This window comes from Weissella cibaria KACC 11862 (assembly GCF_000193635.1).
Classification (GTDB): Bacteria; Bacillota; Bacilli; order Lactobacillales; family Lactobacillaceae; genus Weissella; species Weissella cibaria.
This window is the reverse complement of the sequence record NZ_AEKT01000044.1, coordinates 16416-35988: the sequence shown is the minus strand read 5'-3', so window position 1 is coordinate 35988 and position 19573 is coordinate 16416. Positions and strand designations below refer to the sequence as shown.

Below are 19573 nucleotides of genomic sequence, written 5' to 3'. Positions count from 1 at the left end.
AGGTGCAATGTTTGTCAATTGTCTTATGAATTTGGACACGTCTGCGTCTTATTTTGATGGTTTCAAATGGTTATAATGGGAAAAGAAAGGTGGGGGGATAATGACAGAAAAAAAGAAACGGCGCGTGGGGGCCTGGCTACGAGCGGTCATATTTGTTGTGCTGCTACTTATTTCTTTGCTGTTGATTTTTCATAATCAGATTGCAAATGTCGCGTTAAAGACGTACGAACCAGAGGTGACGAAGACGTCCATTAAGAAGGGGGCGGCTGAAAAGAAAACGGCTAACTATGATTGGCAAAAGGTTGGGTCATTAACGGCGCAACAGGTACTGGCTGCCCGAGTGAACGCGGGAAAGATTAATTTTATTGGGTTTGTCGCGATTCCTGAGATTGGTCTATCGGTGCCAATTTCAAATGGGACAACTGATTTAAATCTATCATTAGGGGCGGGGACGATGTTTCCTGATCAAACCATGGGTGAAGGTAACTATGCGCTTGCCAGTCACTTCATTCAAGGCGACTCTGGCCGCGATGTGTTGTTTTCACCAATTTACTACAAGGGTGCAGTCGGTCAGAAAATTTATTTAACGGATATGAATCACGTTTACGAGTATCGGGCCGTTGACTTTAAAGTTATTAAGCCGACCGATGTTGATTGGGTGTATCCAGTAGCTGGTAAGAAGTTGGTGACGTTGATTACATGTGATTATACGGCTGAACGCGGGCGTGTGATGATGCGCGGCGAACTTGAACGGACAACAGCTTGGGATAAGACGCCTAAGTCAATTCAAACAGCATTTACAGCAGATAATCGTTGGATTAAGTAAGTCAAACAAAAAGCGGATGAGATTTAGTCTCATCCGCTTTTTCTGTTAATCGTTAATAAAAATAAAGTCGGCAGCGTGTTGCGTGACTTGCACATCACGTGAACCATCTGACAATACAAGTGGGCCATCAAATGGCAGGCGTTCCTTGATTGTCCAAGTTGTCCCTAGTTCAAGGCCAACCGTTTCGACATATTGTAGTAATTCCAAATCTTCAGTGAAACTGTTTAACGTAACGGTTTCTAAATCCTTGGCTTCACGCAAAGTACGCAACTTCTCTTGTTCATAATTAAAGTTGGCGTCAGGAATTAGTAGGCCGTGGGGGCTGTACTTTGGGAAATCTAAGAAACGTTCAAGGGCGTCAACAAATTCAACATCAGCATCGTGATCCAAATTGTCAGCGTTGAAGTGCGCTTCTGAAATCGACAGCCCGAGCTTTGTGGCACCGAAGGTTTCAATCAGACGGTGTGATCGAATCAAGCGCAACGCTGTTTGTCGACCAGGTTCAGTTAGTGTTACCCCGTAGTATGGCACAACGTCAACTTCGCCAGCTTCTTGCAACTTTGCCAGCATGTTTGATACTGAAGAAGGCGTTACATTCAAATGTTCAGCGATTTGGTTATTTGAAATCTTAGTTGTTTCATCCCCACTGCTGAGCTCCAAAATAGTTTGGAGATACTGGGTTTTTGAAATTGATTCGCTCATAATAGCAGTCCTTTTTTTGTTTGAAATGTTTCGTGTGTTCATTATAACACGTGGGGTTTGATAATAGGGTTAACTGGTTGACTAAAATATTTTTAATCAGCATTAAAATAAAATTACATGGTATAATTAATTGTCAATTAAATCACTCTGACGTCCGTCAGATAACACGTTTTGGAGGCCCAAATGCGAGGAAACGAGATTCGCCAAGGAAACAAGTTAGTGGGTGTGCAAAAGTTACACACCCTGATGCAAAGCACCCGGGAAATGCCGGTGCAGACGGCAAAGCTGCTGCAAGGAGCGGTTGAGGCAACGATGACAAAGAACGGTCCGATATTTGTCGGGCGGGTCTATGACAGTTGTATCTACCGCATTGGTTGTGGCAGTATCTATGAAGAATTTGCGCTTAAATTTGCGACGGCGGATGAGCGGAATAAGTTTGCGAATCGGTTTGAAGCAGCTTGTCGTGAAATTGGACTAGCTGTTCATCAGAGTTACTAAAAACTAACCAAACTAATAAACCCCAGCTTTTAAATTCAAAGCTGGGGTTTTTACTCAGTTATTACTTGAATAATAGGCGTTCGCGCATTTGCTCAAGCGTTGGGTGATTCAAGAAAAAATACAGGATAATCGCTTGAATTGGCAAGAAAATAATTTGCTTAATGCCACGAACCCAAAGGAGTGATGTAATTGCCTTAGGATCCGTCATGCCACCCATGATCACAATCCAAAGGGTATTCAAAACGGCGTTAACCAAGAATAGGACCAAGATAACGGTAACAATGACCCGTAACCAACTAATGTGTTCGCGCCCATAAAAAGCGAAGCCGTAAATGGCAGCACCGACTAATGCTGAAACGGCGAATCCCCAAAAGTAGCTATAGCCACTAATCATCGTTGATAGAAAGTCGTTAAAAAAGGCAACAATCATGCCCCAATAAGGACCATACCACTTTGCAATCAAGCCAACGACGATAAATGTGAAGCCAACCTTCACAGAAGCTGGGCCAAATGTAAAGCGACCGATAACGATTTCGAGGGCCATCAGAATGCCCAATAATGCAAGCTGCGTCGTGCGCAGACGAGGTAATGCGTAACTTAATGTCTTCATATCGAAAACACCTCCTTTAGTATTTGGAGGGTTTCACTTCTTACAGTGAATGTGACGATGGTATCGCGAACACGTTGTCCTTCGTCCGTGGCCCACATTCCGTTTCCACGGCACTTAACGCACCAAAGTCTACCCTGCATCTGTTACGTGATTTATTATAGCGCAATTTATTGATTGGTGGCAGGAAAAGTGGGGTGATATCGTAAGTAAAATGTTAAATAACGAAAATATTTAGGTTTAAACGTTTCAATTGTTAGTTTTATGTCTAATAATGGCCGTTGTGATGGGAAACTTGCACGGATTTCTTAATAAATTAAGAACAAACTCTAATTGAGGGGGCTGTCATTTTTAGTAAAACTTGGTAAAATGTTTACAAAGTAATTTTACGAAGAAAGAGACCCGCATGATAACAATAAAAGTACCTGCAACATTAGGGGATTTCGGTCCCGGCGTCGCGTCAATTGGTATTGCGCTCGATCGCTATTTAACGCTTGAAGTTATTTCAGCCAATGATGTCTGGTTGGTCGAACACAATTTAGGTGAGACGATTCCGACGGATGCCACCAATTATATCGTTGCTGTTGCCCAAAACTTATATCCCAATATAACGCCACATCGGATTCGCGTAACGTCGGATATTCCACTCCGTCAAGGGTTGGGCTCTTCAACGGCTGCGTTGCTGGCCGCAATAGAGTTAGCTAACCAATTGGGTGAACTGGATTTAGACGACTATACGAAATTAACGTTGGCAGCACGTACTGAAGGTCAACCAGCCAACGTGACTGCCGCGCTACTGGGTGGCGTGACAGTGAGTTATCTAGAAGCGGGTAACGTTTTTGCGAGTGGGGTTGTTGCACCAGCTTACCAAGCGGTCATTTACTTACCTGAGTATCAACGTGAGGTGGCGACCCATCGGCCCGAGCAATTCTCGCAAGCAGCGGCTATGGCGACAGCAGCGGCGGGTAACATGTTGCTAGCTGCATGGCAGAATCAGCAAGTGGTCCTTGCTGGGCAATTGCTGGAGACCGCCGGATTAGATACGGCCCGTCAGGCTGAGGTACCGGAATTAGCCAAGATTCGGCAAGCGTCACACGCACTAGAGGTTTACGGAACGGTCTTGGCTGGTGCTGGACCGGCAATTGTGACGCTGGTGGCACCAGATAAAGTCAATGATTTATTGGATGTGTTGGCTTACTTGGCGTTGCCAGGTAAGTTTGAAGTGGTTGATATTGCAAACACGGGGATGAGTGTGAATTAAGAAGGAGACGGATAATGGGGAAGGCGTCAATTCGAGACGTTGCAAATTTGGCAGGCGTTTCAATTGCAACTGTGTCACAAGTGTTAAACGGTAAAGGGGAGCGTTTTTCGGATGCAACCAAGCAGAAGGTCTTTGCAGCACGTGATGAAGTCGGCTATGTACCAAACGCCAGTGCCCGTAGTTTAAAGCGCGGGACGACAACGATGATTGGTGTGCTGGTGCCAAGTTTGCGAAATCCTTACTTTGGAGATATTGTGCAACGCATGCAGGAAGGTTTGCCTGATAATGTGTCACTATCGATTATGACTGCTGAAACGGCAACCGCTGATCAAACGGTTGAGACGTTAGTTGCCGCAGGGGTCCAAGGCATTGTGGTGGCGAGTCAACTGTCAAATCCACCCGCCGTTGCTCGAAGCTTGAAGCGTCGCGGCATCGCGATGGTTGTCTTGGAAAATCATGATGAGTTGGAAGATGCTGATGCGGTTTATTCATCAGATACGCAGGGCGGCCGTAAAGCAGCCGAGCATTTAATTGCATTGGGCCACAAACACGTGGTGCTGTTGGGTAACCAAGTGTATACCGATAATTTGTTGTATCGGACGGCCAGCTTCAAGGAAGCGATGGCGGAAGCGGGTGTCAAGGTGAGCGAAGTGGCTACCCGAAATTTGACAAAGCACGCTGGTCGCGCTGCGGCAATGGCTGTTTCCGTGACGCATGCAACCGCGGCGTTTGCCCTTAATGATGAATTGGCCATTGGGTTGATTTCCGGGTTAAATGCGATTGGTATTAAGGTACCCACAGAAATGTCGGTTATTGGTTATGATGATACGGATTATGCGGAATTTTTCCGGCCAGCGCTCACGACAATTGAACAACCGGTTTGGGATATTGCGAAGTCAGCCTTGGATTTGGTGTTGCAACGTATTGCTCAACCTGATGGTGAGCGACAGGTGGCAGCGTTTGATGCGAACCTAATTGTGCGTGAATCAACTGCGCCATTTGCTTAATTATGGTAAGCTAGTGGGAAGAGGAGGTGTGCATATGCTTTTTAAGCGAACACGCGAACTGATAGAAAACCCTAAGGGCGTTGACGTCCACCGGGCTGCGATGTCAGCGGCACTTTTGGGCCAGACTGAAGTACTCACGGCAGACGGGTGGTTACCAAAGGCGGTGGCGGCTTATGTTGAGGCTGTGGCAACTGCACCTGAACTGACGGATGATACGATGACGGGTGTCTTAACGCAGAAATGGTATGAGGCGCACCGGATTGGGTCATCATTATTTACGAAAATGTTAATTTCAGGTTTCCACCGTGGTAGTGCAACGGCAACGGATCGGTTGGGGATGCTTTATCAAGTGTTGGGATTGCAACGTGACGACACGAATTTTGTCCAAATGACCCATTTGGGTGATTGGGCTAAGCGTGATATGACGCCGAACTTGTATTACCTGCAGTTAGAAAATGAAACGGATTTGCAAGACTATTGGGATTTTGTTAACCGAGTTGCCTTTTTGATGCGTCTGAAGTATCGGGCGTGGAACGGTATTCGGTCACGATATGCCACGAGTAAGCAATTGACGGTAACGTTTGACAACCAGCTACGCTATTATCTCGGTAAGCCGGTGTCTGATTTTGTGCGCCACATGAATTGGACGCGCGCCCAATATGAAGCTAAGGTGTTGTTGTTTACTGGCAAAGAAGTTTTGCATCCTGGTGTGGCGTTACATAATCGAGGCGTTGCAGACCAAAGCAATGTTAAGGTGGTGACACCGGATTATCATGTCGAGTTAATTTTCGATCGTGATGATCAGATTGTGTCGCTTTGGGATGCTCTGGAAGAGCAACAAATCGAAATGGCCGATGGTTCATTACGATTTGTACAAGATCCTGCGGCGTACTCTTTGACTGAATTACAGCAGATTGCTAATACTGAATCAGCCAATTATGCTGGTCAGGGTGGCGAAATTCACGAAGCATTGGATGTGAAACCGGCTGCCCGGACGGCAGGGTTGGAATCAGATCTGCGCAACTATGCAAAAAATCAATTTTAACGAAAAAGACACCTGCAACGGTTTATGGTTGCGGGTGTCTTTTTTAATAGCAAACAAAGGGGTTAAAAGACCGCGTCATAAATCACCCGGACGGCATCGTCCACTTGTTCGGCGCGTACGCCAAGCATTAGTGAAATTTGGGAAGCACCTTGGTTAATCATGGGTAATGTAATCCCAGCGTCAGATAATGGGGTCGCGATTTCTGAAAAAGCGCCGATGCGATTATTCATCCCTTCACCAACCACCATAATAATGGCAAAATCATCAATCCATTCCAAATGGTCTGGTTCTAAAGTGGTTTGGATTTCATCACAAATCGCATCACGCATTGCGTCAGTAATTTGCGTTTTATCGAAAATAATGGTCATGTCATCGATACCAGATGGCATGTGCTCATAACTAACCCCATGTTTGGCCAAAATTTCCAGAATTCGTAGGGTAAAGCCGACCTCTTTATTAAGCAAATAACGGTGTAAGTATAGGGCCGCAAAACGGGTATCACTCGCAATACCAGTTACCGGACGTGGGTTGGTGACTTGTTTGACAGGTACAATCATCGTGCCGGGTGCCGTGGGGTTATTTGTGTTTTTCACGTTAATTGGAATATTAGCTTCAATTACTGGAATAATCGCTTCATCGTGGAACACCGCAAAGCCAGCGTAGGCTAATTCACGCATTTCCCGGTAGGACATCGTTGTGATGGCGGCTGGATGATCAATGATGTGTGGATCAACAGCATAGATTGCTGATACATCAGTGAAATTTTCATATAAATCCGCGTGCAACCCGCGTGCCAAAATAGCACCGGTGATGTCAGATCCGCCACGTGAAAAGGTGGCCATTAGCCCCTCATTGGTATAGGCAAGAAAACCGGGCACGATAATAATCTCATCGGCTGCGATTTGGAAGTTCGCTAAGCGCGTATAACTATCTTCGCGAATGCGAGCCGCGCGGGGTGTGCCAGTGACAATCATCCCTAAATCGGCTGGTGACACGAAACGAGCGTTGTGACCAAGACCCCGCATGACATAGGCAATTAGTTGGGCGTTTAGTAATTCGCCATGACCCATAAAGGCTGCGTATAAGTAGTCAAACGAGGGATAGTGGACCCGACTTAGCTTTGCCAGTTGTTCAGATAGGGTCCCAATGATCTCGGTTTCGTCGAGGTTGAAATACGCGACGATTTGACGATATCGGTTAATGATTTCGGCCTGAATGGCGACGGTATCATCCCCCGCAATTGCTTGTTCCGCGTAGCTTGCAAGTAAATCAGTAACCTTGATGTCATCCTTGAAACGCTTGCCTGGCGCAGATACAACGACGACTTGACGGGCAGTATCTGCGCTGATAATTGCAATAACTTTTTCTAATTGTGAGCCCTCAGCTAAGGAAGAACCACCAAACTTGATTACATTCATACTAATTTCCTCTTGTGTATTCATTCATTTGTTGATGATAATTCAAAATTAAAAAATGGCAGATGTCAAGTGTTGACAGTTATATTTTTTAAGGGTATTCTAATGTTACGTTAATGATTGATAGAGGTTGCAATCGACATGAGTAACTTTGTTGAGCCGGCACGGGCGACGACGCAAAGCGAAAGGGGACATTGCCGAAACGATTCAGCGCAACTGAGTCGTTGGGCCTTTGGTTAAGAGCCATCGGACTGTCGCTGTGAAAACAGCGGGGAGCTATCGTCACAGTCAATGAATGTTTTTTAATGAGACGCTCAATTGACGGTGCGATGGTGCCGTTAATTGAGCGTCTTTTTTGCGGAAAAGCCTCACAATTAGCGTGACACTAATGAAAATGAGGACACAAGTTATGGTAGTAGCAGTTACCCGACCAACCCGGTTAAATATTTCACAAGCAGCGGTGACGCACAATATTCAAGAAGTGCGTCAGGCATCGCAAGCCTCATTTATGTTCTTAGCAGTCAAGGCCAACGCTTATGGTTTCGGCCTGATTCCGATGAGCCAAGCGGCAGTTGCGGGTGGCATTGATGGCTTAGCGGTGGCTTTGTTAGATGAAGGTTTAGCGTTACGTCAAGCAGGGTTGACGGAACCAACGTTAATTTTAGGGATTACGTTACCGCAATACGCGCGTTTAATTGCAGAAAATAATTTGATTGCAACGGTTGGATCACTGGCGTGGTTGGAAGCGGCACTACAATATCTGCCAGTTAATGGCCAACGTTTGCAAGTTAACTTAGCTGTTGATACTGGTATGGGACGCATTGGATTTCGTGAGCGAACTGAATTAGAAGCTGCGATTGCTTTTATGGATGAACATCGCGAGGCCTTCACCTATGCTAGCATCATGACCCACTTTGCTGAGGCCGATGCACCGGAAGTTGATTATTTCCACCAACAATTAAATCGGTGGCATGCACTAACGGATGGTATTGAAATGCCACCTTTAGTGCATTTAGCAAACTCGGGGGCCGCGATGTATCACGCGGATGAAATGCCAACGGATGTGATTCGGGCGGGTACTGTGGTTTACGGTGTGGAACCGTCACGCGGTGAATTGCGCTCAGATGATTATTTAGAGCCGGTCCTCACACTGGAAACGGAATTGGTGTTTGTTAAAAAATGCCATGAAGGTGAGGGTGTCAGCTATGGTCATACTTATTACGCCCATGAAGGCGAATGGATTGGCACGGTACCGTTGGGGTATGGCGATGGCTTACCTCGTAAGTTACAAGGGTTTGAGGTAATCGTCGACGGTGTGAAACGCCCGATTGTGGGGAAGTTAGCGATGGATCAAATGATGATTTCATTACCATATGAACTACCAATTGGCACCACCGTCACGATTATTGGTCGGCAAGGTGAACAAGAGAATACCTTGGAGGATGTCGGTCAGTATACGGACCTAGCACCATGGGAAATTTCAACGAATTTACAAGAACGCATTTATCGACAAATTACAGATTAACGGGGAAGAGAATATGCAAACACCTTATCAAACAAATGCAGCAGGTCATTTGAGTATTGGCGGTGTTGATGCCAATGAATTAGCACAACGCTTTGGCACACCACTATACGCGTATGATGTGGGGGCTATGCGCCAACAGATGCGTGATTTCAAGCGCGTATTTGAAGAGCGTCACCTGAATTATGCGGTGTCATATGCATCGAAGGCATTTGCAACGATCGCGATGTATGAAGTTGCTGCCCAAGAGGGGATGCATATTGACGTCGTATCCGGTGGCGAAATTTATACGGCTTTGCGGGCAAAGTTTCCGATGGCGGATGTGTCGTTTAATGGTAACAACAAGTCGGTTGAAGAGTTAACGATGGCGATTGAGAATGGCTTAGGCACGATTATTGTTGATAACTTCTATGAATTACAGGTATTGCATGAATTGTTGGCAGAACGTCAGCAAACGCAAGATATTCTCTTGCGGATTACCCCAGGGGTTGAAGCTCACACCCATGATTACATTTCAACCGGTCAAACTGATAGTAAGTTTGGTTTCGATGTTAATAGTGGCCAAGCTGAAGCTGCGTTGCAACAAGCCTTGGCAGATCCTAATTTGAATGTTTTGGGGGTTCATGCACATATCGGTTCCCAAATTTTTGATGTGACGGGTTTCCAGATGGCCGCTGCAAAGTTGGTGGATTTGGTGCACGAATGGGATTTCGAGCCGCAAGTGATTAATGCCGGCGGTGGCTTTGGCATTCGGTACACCGCAGATGATGAACCATTACCAGCCGCAACGTTCGTTGAAGCAATTATCGATACGATTGCTGAAAAGGCGGCGGCATATGGCATGCAGATGCCAGCCGTTTGGATCGAACCGGGTCGATCAATTGTCGGACCAGCAGGGTATAGTCTCTACACGATTGGCTCGCGTAAAGATGTCCCAGGCATTCGGTCATATCTCGCTGTCGACGGTGGCATGGGGGATAACATTCGACCAGCGCTGTACCAGGCGAAGTATGAAGCGGTCTTAGCTGCTCAGCCAGATGCGCCTTCTGATGAGGTTGTCCGTGTGGCGGGTAAGTATTGCGAGTCGGGGGACGTGTTGGTTTGGGAGCAAGCCTTACCAAAGACAAAGCCAGGGGATGTCTTAGCAGTATTGGCAACCGGAGCGTATGGCTACTCGATGGCGTCAAATTACAACCGAAATGGGCGTCCAGCCGTGGTCTTTGTTGAAAACGATCAAGCTAAGGTCGTAGTGGAACGAGAAACATTGGCAGATTTGGTTCGCTTGGACCGACACTATTTATAGAAGGAAATGTAAAAAATGGCAGAATTAGATGCACAAACGATTATTAATTTCATTGCAAATGCGCCAAAGCAAACACCGGCACGGGTGACATTGGCCGGCGAACTGACTGATATTACCTGGCCCACGGACGTACAAGCATTTATTGAAACGCGTACGGGCACAGTGATTGGCGACTATGCGCTGATTGCACCGGTTTTAACCGCAAATGCTGATAAAATCACGGCGCAACACGTTGAGTTATTAGCCCGCAATTCAGGGGTGCCATTGTTGAACTATGATGGTGTGAAGGCCCGAATCGAACCGGGCGCGGTGATTCGCGAACAGGTGGAAATTGGCGATAATGCGGTCATTATGATGGGGGCCATTATTAATATTGGGGCCGAAATTGGCCCAGGAACCATGATTGATATGGGTGCTGTGCTAGGCGGACGCGCAATTGTCGGCGCGCATAGTCACATCGGCGCGGGTGCTGTCTTGGCCGGGGTAGTTGAGCCAGCCTCAGCAACGCCGGTGACGATTGGTGATAACGTTCTCGTCGGTGCGAATGCGGTAGTGATCGAAGGTGTGCAAGTTGGTGACGGGGCTGTTGTTGCGGCCGGCGCGATTGTCACTAAGGATGTGCCAGCCCATACAGTTGTAGCTGGTGTGCCAGCACGTGTCATTAAGGACATTGATGCGCAAACGGAAGGCAAGACGGCCTTGGTCGACGCCTTGCGGAACCTGGATTAACGAGGTGCTGACATGACGCCGATTGATTTAAAACAAGTCCGGCGTGACTTGCACCGCATCCCAGAGTTGGCGTTACACGAAACGCAGACACACCAGTATTTGAAACAGTTGGTCATGCAATGGCAGCAACCATGGGTCACAATACGTGAAATACCTGAACTACCAACGGCGTTGCTTGTTCGCGTCGCTGGAACCGATCCACAACGAACAATTGGGTATCGGGCGGACATTGATGCGTTGCCAATTACTGAGGCCACGGGGTTACCATTTGCATCAGAACATGCGGGTCTGATGCATGCGTGCGGTCATGATATGCATATGACAGTGGGGTTAGGTATTTTAGCGTACTTTACCCAGCATCAGCCGAAAGATAATCTGATTTTCTTTTTCCAACCAGCTGAAGAAGCTGATTATGGTGGTAAACGGGCGTACGATTTGGGTGTGTTTACTGATGAATGGCGCCCGGATGAGTTTTATGGCTTACATGATCATCCCGGTTTGCCAACTGGGCAAATTGCGACGCGTCAAGGGACATTGTTTGCGGGGACGACTGAGATTCATGTAACCTTTACAGGTAAAGGCGGTCACGCTGCTTACCCACATGAAGCCGTCGATGCAGTGGTCGCGGGTGCGATGTTTGTCAATCAAGTGCAAACGATTGTGTCACGCAATGTCGATCCAGTTCACGGTGGTGTGGTGACATTAGGCACTTTTCACGCCGGGATAGTCGGTAATGTGATTGCCGAAACCGCCCATTTAGATGGAACGATTCGGGCCTTCCACCAGCAGGATATCGAAATGATGCAACAACGTGTGCGCGATATTGTGGCGGGGGTGGCACTGGCAACCGGTGTGACGGCTGATTTGCAGTTAATTCAAGGGGGCTACATGCCGGTTGAAAATGACGACACGACAACAGCGCTATTCATGACTTATATGACCCAGGCAACGGATGTTGATTTTTCAGAAATTGCGCCGGCGATGACTGGTGAAGATTTTGGCTTCTTACTACAAAAATTCCCAGGTACGATGTTTTGGTTAGGGGTTGGTGATCCAACCCATGCGCTTCATAATGCCGGATTGTCGCCTGATGAGGCCGCCTTGCAACCAGGTGTTGACGCAATGGTTGGTTACTTAAATTGGCGAATGATGCAATAAATAATAAGAAGAGGCAACTGATATGTATGATGAAGTTGAGCTGATTACGGCGATTATTACGCCTTTTACAGCAGAAGATACGATTGATTATCCAGCGTTGGATTCGTTGACCGAACGATTGTTAGCCGAAGGTACCCAAGGATTTGTCATTGGCGGTACCACTGGTGAGTCACCAACCTTGACGCATGAAGAAAAACTAGCTTTATATGCTTACTTTGCTGCAAAGGTGGGGACCCGCGGGCCAGTGATTGCGAACGTCGGTGATAATAACACAGCCCAATCAGTCGCATTGGCTGCCGAAGTTAGTGCGATACCTGGGGTAGATGCCATTTTGGCCGTGACGCCATACTACAATAAACCAAGTCAGAAGGGGATGTTAGCCCACTTTACGGCGATTGCGGATGCGTCGGCTGTACCAGTCATGCTGTATAACATTCCAGGTCGTTCAGCGGTTGGTCTAACAAATGACAGTGTGGTGACATTAGCGCAGCATCCAAATATCAATGCCGTCAAGCAAGTCACAAGCATTGATGATTTGGCGTACTTGGTTGACCATACACCAGCAGATTTTGCTGTCTATACCGGTGAGGATGCTCAGACGTTAGCGGCAAAGGCGATTGGGGCGACTGGCACAATTTCAGTGGCGGCACACCTGTATAGTCCTGAAATGCGCGACTTGTTCTTGGCGTTCCATGATGGTGATCTAGGTAAGGCGGGTCAGTTGCAACGGTGGTTAACACCACGGATGAATACGCTATTTAGTTACCCTTCGCCAGCACCAGTTAAGGCGGTTTTGGCGGAAAAGGGCGAGGTGCAAAACCGAACGCGCTTGCCAATTTTGCCTTTGGATGAACATGAAACGGCAGATGTCATTGCACATCTTGCGTAAAGATGAGAGAGGAATTTTTATGACAACCGTATTTCTAGCGGGCGGATTTGGTAAAATGGGAGTAGCCATCCAAAATATGTTGGCCGAACAGGCTGATTTGACGTTGGTTGGTATTCTAGGTCGGACCCCGCACGAGGCGACAGTACCGGTTTTTACAGAATTAGACGAAATTGATGTCATAGCAGATGTTTGGGTAGATGTGACGTTACCCGAATCAGCCTTCGACAATGCCACTTATGCGTTGTCACACGGCTTTGATTTAGTGGTTGGGACAAGTGGCTTGGCAGCCGATCAAGTTTCACAACTTCGCCATCTAGCTGAAAAGTATGCGCGCCATGCGATTATCGTACCTAATTTTTCGTTATCAGCGGTGTTGTTGATGCAATTTGCTGAAAAAGCAGCGCAATATTTCCCGGATGCGGAAGTGCTAGAAATTCATAACCCCAATAAGGTGGATTCACCGTCTGGGACGGCCCGGGCGACCGCAAGTCGCATTGCGGCGGCTCGTAAGGCTAAACCAGTGACCCAGTATCGAGCAGATGCTGCTCGTGGGGAAGCAATCGACCAGGTGCCGGTTCATGCGATGCGTTTACCTGGCTATGTGGCCGAGGAAGAAGTTATCTTCGGGGCACCCGGGGAAACATTACGACTCAAGCAAACATCATTCACGCGTGAATCGTTCATGGGGGGCGTTGCCTTAGCAATTCGTAACGTCACGCAGGTGGATGGCCTGGCGGTCGGCCTAGATCAACTATTGTAAAGCCGCGACTAAGTCCGGTGAGACTTAATAAGATGGCCAGTGAGCCAGAGGAGAAAAACATGCCAGAATTAAATGCTGCCCTTGCTGATCGTTTTAACACACGATTGGCCCAGATTTTACCATCACCAATTCGAGTAGTGGACCAAAAGTTTTCTGCCATCGACGGCATTTTAAAGTTGACACTTGGTGAGCCTGATTTTGCTGTACCAATGCACATTAAGGACGCTGCCAAAGCTGCGATTGATGAAGACGACTCACACTACGCTGCGCCACATGGGCATTTGGCTTTACGTGAAGCAATTAGTGACTACCTGGTTGAACGGTTTGATACACCACGTTACGAGCCAAACGGCGAAGTGGTAGTGACGGTGGGTGCTTCGGAAGCGTTGTTCGCGACGATGAATGCGCTGTTTAATGCGGGTGATGAAATTATTATCCCAACGCCAACTTTCCCAATGTATGAAGCAATCGCTAATATCATTGGCCTGGAAGTGATTGGCATCAACACCGCACCTGATTTTGTATTGACGCCAGAAAAACTACAAGCCACGTTAGCTGAACATCCAAATGTGAAGGCCGTGTTGTTCAACTACCCATCAAATCCAACGGGTGTCACTTATACTGGTGCGCAAGTACAGGCAATTGCTGACATTTTGGCTGAACACCAATTGTTGGTCTTGTCTGATGAAATCTATGCCGAGTTAGTTTACGATGGCGAACACGTTTCAATGGCGAAGTTGTTGCCAGAACAAACCATCTTGGTGAGCGGATTATCAAAGTCACATGCGATGACGGGCTACCGTGTGGGTTATGTGGCCGGACCGGCTGCGTTGATGACGCACGTTGGTAAAATGCACCAATTCTTGGTGACGACAGTGCCGGGTCCCATGATGGCAGCGGCCAATGAAGCGTTGCGTCATGGGCGTGCTGATGCGATTGAAATGCGTGATATCTACAAGGAGCGCCGTGATTTGGTAATGGCTGGTCTGGCAGAGGCTGGTTTTACCGCTGCACAACCAGGGGGCGCCTTCTACATTTTCGCGAAGATTCCAGCAAACTTGAACACTGATGATATGGCGTTTGTCTACGACTTAGCGGAAACCGTTAAGCTTGGGATCGCACCGGGATCAATTTTTGGTGCTGGTGGTGAAGGTTATGTGCGTCTATCATACGCAGCCTCAACTGAAGATTTGCAGACGGCGATGGTGCGCTTGAAGCATTACGTCGACCTCAAGGGTTAATGAGAAAACACTAATAATTAATGGCACAACTGATTAATTTCGGCTTGTGCTTTTAATGTACCCAAATTTCGGGTTTTTATTAAAATTTAAGGAGAAAATATTATGTCAGAACGTGAGTACACAGTTGCAATTTTAGGAGCTACCGGCGCGGTTGGTACCCGCTTGATTCAACAATTGGAACAATCAACGATTCCGGTTAAGTCGTTGAAGTTGTTGGCTTCGTCTCGTTCAGCTGGTCAAACCCGCCAATTCCGTGGTTCCGATATCGTGATCGAAGAAGCGCAACCCGAATCATTTGAGGGGGTTGATTTGGTCTTGTCATCAGCCGGCGGTTCTGTGTCAGCCCGCTTGTTGCCTGAAGCGGTTAAGCGTGGGGCTGTGGCTGTGGATAACACGTCATTTTGGCGGATGAACGATAACGTGCCGCTGGTGGTACCCGAGGTTAATGAACAGGCCCTTTATCAACACAATGGAATCGTTGCTAACCCGAACTGCTCAACGATTCAAATGGTCGTCGCACTTGAACCAATCCGTCAAAATTTCGGTTTGAAGCAAGTCGTTGTCTCAACCTACCAAGCTGCGTCTGGGGCGGGGCAATCTGCTTGGAATGAATTGCTGAACCAGGCGCAACAACACTTGAATGGTGAGACCGAAACGGCTGAAATTTTGCCAACCAAGGGTGACAAGAAGCATTACCCATTGGCCTTTAACTTGTTGCCTCAAATTGACGTCTTTGAAGATGAGGGCTACACGCATGAAGAGTACAAAATGATTCATGAGACGAAGAAGATTATGTTGGGTGATAAGAATGCGCCGGACATCAAGGTAACGGCCACGGCCGTTCGTGTACCGGTACCAGTTGGTCACGGGGAGACAGTTTACTTTGAAGTGACCGACAAGGATGGTGCTAGCACAAAGGGCATCCAACAAGCATTGTCGGATGCGCCTGGCGTTGTCTTGGAAGATGATCCGGATCACCAAATTTACCCACAACCAATTAACGCTGAAGGTAAGCGTGATACGTTTGTTGGTCGTGTCCGCCCTGATTTGGAAAATGATGGCAACTACCACATGTGGGTGGTTTCTGATAACTTGTTGAAGGGTGCCGCTTGGAACGCCGTGCAAATTGCAGAGCGTTTGGTAGCCCTTGATCTTGTCCGAGTACCAGCGGGTTCCGCTGAGTTGTTTGCGGACTAAATCTAATGGAAAGCCTGGGGATAATCTCAGGCTTTTTAGTATAAAAAACTTCCTTTTTATAACCATACGCTTATGAAAGCGGTATAATATGTTTCATATTTGAAACAGGGGGCACGCAACGATGGCAATTATTGGTATTCCAAGTAATCACTTGAACCACCCAAATCCAAAGCACCGAACGAATTACGTTGACTATACGCAACAAAATTATACGGCGGCGCTACGTGAAGCTGGCGCATTACCAGTTGTCTTTCCAATGGGTTCACCAGAGGAAGCGGCTGAGTATGTTAATTCAGTAGACGCCGTCCTTTTGATTGGTGGGCAAGACGTTGGACCACTATTTTACGGTGAAGATCCAACGCCACAAATGGGCGAAACAGACCGACAACGCGACTTATTTGAGTTGGCGATTGTCGCAGAGGCACGTAAACAAAACAAGCCTTTGATGGGGATTTGCCGCGGTGCCCAGCTCATTAACGTTGCCTTGGGTGGCACGCTAATTCAAGATATCGACACGCAATATACGCCAGAAAATGGTAATCCAATTGTGAAGCACGACCAATTCCCAGTGAAGTGGTATGAGCCCACGCATCGTTTGGATGTATTGCCAGATAACTTTTTGACGGGTACGTTGGGTGATAATCCAATTGTGAACTCATTCCACCACCAAGGTATTAAGCAGTTGGGCGCAGATTTGCAACCTGCTGCGTTTGCGAGCGATGGGACGGTTGAAGCGTATCAGAATTCGGATGCATCTGTCCGCGCTGTGCAATACCATCCCGAAATGATGTTCGAACGTGATAAGACACATTTGCGTGTCTTTCAAGGCTTTGTTGATTATGTGAATAATCGTTGATATGACGGCTAAACCCTTGATTTAACGGGGGTTAGACGTTTTTTCTTTTTGGGCTGGATTGAATTTTAAATGTGTTGGTATCTGTCGCGAAATATCGGTAAGTGTTGAAAAATTCGCACTTTTTCGCACTATTCGCACCAGATTTGCACCAAAAAATCATCTTGCGCGTACTCTAATCCAGCTGATCTAGGAGAGTGATTGTTTTGTCTTCTTCTGATTGTTGCTTGTGTTGGAGTAGGTGTGCATATGTGTCTTGAGTGATTGAAATGTTTGAATGTCCAAGCCTTTTTGAAGCATAACTGATGTCAACTCCACTGGATAGTAGGTAGGAAACGTGTGAGTGTCGTAGACCGTGCAATGATATAATATTTTCAAATCCTAGCTTTTTTTCTAATCGTTCAAGCCATCTATTAACAACACTTGGAGTTCTGCGACCATCAAACAATTCGTTTGCAGAGTTCCAATGTTCTTTGGCATCAATGAATTTCTGATAGCTATCGAAAAAACGATTTGGCATAACGATTGTACGATTTGACGTTTTTGTTTTAGGCGTTGTTACAGCACCAGACAATTGTTTTGTTTTGCTAACGTTAATTGTCCGTGCATCCGAATCAATGTCATTTTTAGTGAGGGCCAATGCTTCACCAGCACGTAGTCCGGAAAGTGATATTAGATAGACCATAAACCCCGTTCGCCATGTGATGAGCTTCTCGTCGTTTTCAATGTATTCGATTAAAGTAGTGAGTTCATCTAGTTGCAAGAATTTTTCTGATGCATCTTTTGAATCGGACCCTGGAATCGTGACTCCGAAGGTTGGGTCACTTTGAATTAAGCCATCATGAAATGCTTGATTGATAACTAGTCTTAGTAACCTATGACGTTTTGAAACGGTTTGTCTTTTCTTTCCAATTGCGTAATGGTTTAGGAATGATTGATACATCGGTCGTGTGATTTGGTCTAATGTTAATCCTGTAAAGTAAACGTCAACGACAATCTTCTTTTGGAATCTCCACGATTCATAGGTGGCTTCTTTCATGCCAGTTTCTAGGTGTAGTTTTGCATACTCATCAAAGTAGTCAGTAAAAAGAATTTGTGATCCTTTTTGTAGGGTTGGCTTGCCATGGTTGATAGAATACTCAGCCAACCAGGCCTCAGCTTCTTTCTTTGTTTTGAACCCGCGCTTTGATTTCTTACGATATTTGCCGGAGGCATCTTTAAATGAGAAGTCAGCACGCCAACCATGTTCGGTTTTATATACTGCCATTAGCTTAAACCTAACCTTTATCTAAAAATTTTAGGCAGTTTAAAGACATGCCCGGGTCTGGTACAATTAAATATGTAAACGGGTCAGTGATGTTCTGTTTCGGATAACGCGCACATTTCCTTGTTTGGTCGCAGGATGTGCGCATTTTTTGTTATAACAAAATATTGTTAACGGTATTCTGTCTGATAGAGGTATTTGAAGTATGAACTTTGGTATGCGGAAGCCAAGTCCCATGCGTTCTATTAAAGCTAGGACAACTGGTAAGGCTAAACGAGCAGTTAAGCAGGCAATTATTCCAGGTTATGGTCAGAAGGGCATGGGCTGGTTAACAGATACTAAGAAAGAGGCTTACAACAAAGTCTATAAAAAGACCACCTTTAGTATTTTCGATCTATTCAAATAATTCATCAGTACTTTGCTACCTTAACGGGTGGCTTTTTATTCTATATTAATGCCTTTTTCTCTCAAATTTTCAATACATTCAATTAAATAGATATTGTCATGCTCTGGGTAAATTGGAGAAGTCAGAACTTCACTTGATAGTGAAGTATAAGCAGCTTCCTTAGTTCCACGGTACAAGGGGTCTAACCATAATTCGTTAGGTGTATATCCGCGACTTAGCATCTCATTCATTACTAGTTCGTGATATTGAAATAATTTATATGGTGAGTGATCAAAGACGTAATTCACAGTTGCATGTTTCTTACCCCAACCGCCGCCGCGAAGCGCACAACACTCTCTATGTTGCCCCAGCAATTGCTGCCGAGGTAGTTTAGGGATTAAAGATTCGTGCCACAATCGCATAGTATCCTCCTAGTGGATAAATACAGTAATGAATGCTGTGAATCCAAACAAAATTCCTGGTATATTAGCAATTACGATTGGCATGTCACGGGTATGACCGTCTGACCCAAACAATCCGTGAATAGTCCAGAAGATACAATTTAACATAGCTACAAAGGGCTGTATTGGATCACCTGAGTGACCTGATAGATTATCCAAGATTTGTGGGATATATGAAACGTACATCAGTACAGACATCACACTAGCGATGCGACCAATAAGAACTAGTGATTTTTTATCTTCCATGTTATTTTCTCCTTAATTTAACATTCTAAGTAATTGTGTTGTTGTAGTTTCCTATATAAAAAATGTAACCCGTAATAGTTACCTCGAAAGTGGTAGCGCAGAAACCTAAAATCTTTTGCTTATGCACGGTAGATGCTTTCGATAACTTAATGCTACAATATTTCCAACTTAAGGTAAGTTATTTTTTTCGTATTTCACATTTAC

Annotated in this window: 21 protein-coding genes and 2 riboswitches; of the genes, 15 read left to right on the top strand and 6 right to left on the bottom strand. The window is 46.1% G+C overall.

Annotated elements, in window-relative coordinates:
- Positions 1-100 precede the first annotated feature (100 nt).
- Positions 101-826 (top strand): class A sortase, encoded by a 726-nt coding sequence (locus ESE_RS0109190; RefSeq protein WP_010374131.1) that lies wholly within the window; start codon positions 101-103, stop codon positions 824-826.
- A 45-nt stretch (positions 827-871) separates the two neighbouring features.
- On the opposite strand, the gene ESE_RS0109185 is transcribed toward ESE_RS0109190, so the two are convergent.
- Positions 872-1528 carry a metal-dependent transcriptional regulator gene (locus ESE_RS0109185; RefSeq protein ID WP_010374129.1) on the bottom strand — a complete coding sequence of 219 codons (657 nt, stop codon included), beginning with the start codon at positions 1526-1528 and terminating at the stop codon, positions 872-874.
- Positions 1529-1711: 183 nt separating this feature from the next.
- On the opposite strand from ESE_RS0109185, the gene ESE_RS0109180 reads away from it, so the two are divergent.
- The gene (locus tag ESE_RS0109180; protein ID WP_010374127.1) at positions 1712-2026 is read left to right on the top strand and encodes a hypothetical protein; all 315 of its coding nucleotides are present in this window, start codon (positions 1712-1714) and stop codon (positions 2024-2026) included.
- Positions 2027-2087: 61 nt separating this feature from the next.
- Here the strand turns inward: ESE_RS0109180 and ESE_RS0109175 are convergent, their stop codons facing one another.
- Complete coding sequence (locus ESE_RS0109175; protein WP_010374125.1) at positions 2088-2636, bottom strand: folate family ECF transporter S component; 549 nt, start codon at positions 2634-2636, stop codon at positions 2088-2090.
- Between the two features lie 41 nt (positions 2637-2677).
- Positions 2678-2775, bottom strand: a riboswitch (THF riboswitch).
- 264 nt (positions 2776-3039) lie between these two features.
- Here ESE_RS0109175 and ESE_RS0109170 point away from each other — a divergent pair.
- The 3 genes from ESE_RS0109170 to ESE_RS0109160 are packed head-to-tail and all read left to right on the top strand — an operon-like array spanning position 3040 to position 5946.
- Positions 3040-3894: a GHMP family kinase ATP-binding protein gene (locus tag ESE_RS0109170; protein WP_010374123.1), complete on the top strand. Its 855-nt coding sequence runs from the start codon at positions 3040-3042 to the stop codon at positions 3892-3894.
- A gap of 14 nt (positions 3895-3908) precedes the next feature.
- Complete coding sequence (rbsR, locus tag ESE_RS0109165) at positions 3909-4901, top strand: ribose utilization transcriptional repressor RbsR (RefSeq protein WP_010374121.1); 993 nt, start codon at positions 3909-3911, stop codon at positions 4899-4901.
- 34 nt (positions 4902-4935) lie between these two features.
- Positions 4936-5946: a DUF3114 domain-containing protein gene (locus ESE_RS0109160; protein WP_010374119.1), complete on the top strand. Its 1011-nt coding sequence runs from the start codon at positions 4936-4938 to the stop codon at positions 5944-5946.
- A 62-nt stretch (positions 5947-6008) separates the two neighbouring features.
- Here ESE_RS0109160 and ESE_RS0109155 read toward each other — a convergent pair whose 3' ends face one another.
- On the bottom strand, positions 6009-7364 hold the full coding sequence (locus ESE_RS0109155; protein WP_010374117.1) for an aspartate kinase: 1356 nt from the start codon (positions 7362-7364) through the stop codon (positions 6009-6011).
- A 113-nt stretch (positions 7365-7477) separates the two neighbouring features.
- Positions 7478-7648: riboswitch (Lysine riboswitch) on the top strand.
- A gap of 122 nt (positions 7649-7770) precedes the next feature.
- Between ESE_RS0109155 and alr the strand changes: the two genes are divergently transcribed.
- From alr to ESE_RS0109110, 9 genes are all read left to right on the top strand, one after another.
- On the top strand, positions 7771-8886 hold the full coding sequence (gene alr, locus ESE_RS0109150; RefSeq protein ID WP_010374115.1) for an alanine racemase: 1116 nt from the start codon (positions 7771-7773) through the stop codon (positions 8884-8886).
- Between the two features lie 13 nt (positions 8887-8899).
- Positions 8900-10186 carry a diaminopimelate decarboxylase gene (gene lysA, locus ESE_RS0109145; protein WP_010374113.1) on the top strand — a complete coding sequence of 429 codons (1287 nt, stop codon included), beginning with the start codon at positions 8900-8902 and terminating at the stop codon, positions 10184-10186.
- A gap of 15 nt (positions 10187-10201) precedes the next feature.
- Positions 10202-10915, top strand: a complete 714-nt coding sequence (gene dapD / locus ESE_RS0109140) for a 2,3,4,5-tetrahydropyridine-2,6-dicarboxylate N-acetyltransferase (protein ID WP_010374112.1) — start codon at positions 10202-10204, stop codon at positions 10913-10915.
- A 12-nt stretch (positions 10916-10927) separates the two neighbouring features.
- Positions 10928-12073 (top strand): N-acetyldiaminopimelate deacetylase, encoded by a 1146-nt coding sequence (locus ESE_RS0109135; protein ID WP_010374110.1) that lies wholly within the window; start codon positions 10928-10930, stop codon positions 12071-12073.
- A 22-nt stretch (positions 12074-12095) separates the two neighbouring features.
- On the top strand, positions 12096-12962 hold the full coding sequence (dapA, locus tag ESE_RS0109130) for a 4-hydroxy-tetrahydrodipicolinate synthase (RefSeq protein ID WP_010374107.1): 867 nt from the start codon (positions 12096-12098) through the stop codon (positions 12960-12962).
- 19 nt (positions 12963-12981) lie between these two features.
- The gene (gene dapB / locus ESE_RS0109125) at positions 12982-13722 is read left to right on the top strand and encodes a 4-hydroxy-tetrahydrodipicolinate reductase (RefSeq protein ID WP_010374105.1); all 741 of its coding nucleotides are present in this window, start codon (positions 12982-12984) and stop codon (positions 13720-13722) included.
- 59 nt (positions 13723-13781) lie between these two features.
- Positions 13782-14963, top strand: coding sequence for an aminotransferase class I/II-fold pyridoxal phosphate-dependent enzyme (locus ESE_RS0109120; RefSeq protein WP_029237506.1), 1182 nt, complete (start codon positions 13782-13784; stop codon positions 14961-14963).
- Between the two features lie 102 nt (positions 14964-15065).
- Entirely contained in the window at positions 15066-16160 is a 1095-nt protein-coding gene (locus tag ESE_RS0109115; protein ID WP_010374101.1) for an aspartate-semialdehyde dehydrogenase, read from the top strand.
- A 121-nt stretch (positions 16161-16281) separates the two neighbouring features.
- Positions 16282-17016: a gamma-glutamyl-gamma-aminobutyrate hydrolase family protein gene (locus ESE_RS0109110; protein ID WP_010374099.1), complete on the top strand. Its 735-nt coding sequence runs from the start codon at positions 16282-16284 to the stop codon at positions 17014-17016.
- A gap of 172 nt (positions 17017-17188) precedes the next feature.
- Here ESE_RS0109110 and ESE_RS0109105 read toward each other — a convergent pair whose 3' ends face one another.
- A complete protein-coding gene (locus ESE_RS0109105) occupies positions 17189-18280 on the bottom strand; it encodes a site-specific integrase (protein WP_010374097.1) in 1092 nt (363 codons plus the stop codon).
- Positions 18281-18482: 202 nt separating this feature from the next.
- Here ESE_RS0109105 and ESE_RS0109100 point away from each other — a divergent pair, with 202 nt between their 5' ends.
- Positions 18483-18683, top strand: coding sequence for a hypothetical protein (locus tag ESE_RS0109100; RefSeq protein ID WP_010374095.1), 201 nt, complete (start codon positions 18483-18485; stop codon positions 18681-18683).
- Positions 18684-18718: 35 nt separating this feature from the next.
- Here the strand turns inward: ESE_RS0109100 and ESE_RS0109095 are convergent, their stop codons facing one another.
- Positions 18719-19084, bottom strand: coding sequence for a TIGR02328 family protein (locus ESE_RS0109095; RefSeq protein WP_010374093.1), 366 nt, complete (start codon positions 19082-19084; stop codon positions 18719-18721).
- Positions 19085-19093: 9 nt separating this feature from the next.
- A complete protein-coding gene (locus tag ESE_RS0109090) occupies positions 19094-19369 on the bottom strand; it encodes a membrane protein (RefSeq protein WP_010374091.1) in 276 nt (91 codons plus the stop codon).
- Between the last annotated feature and the right edge of the window lie 204 nt (positions 19370-19573).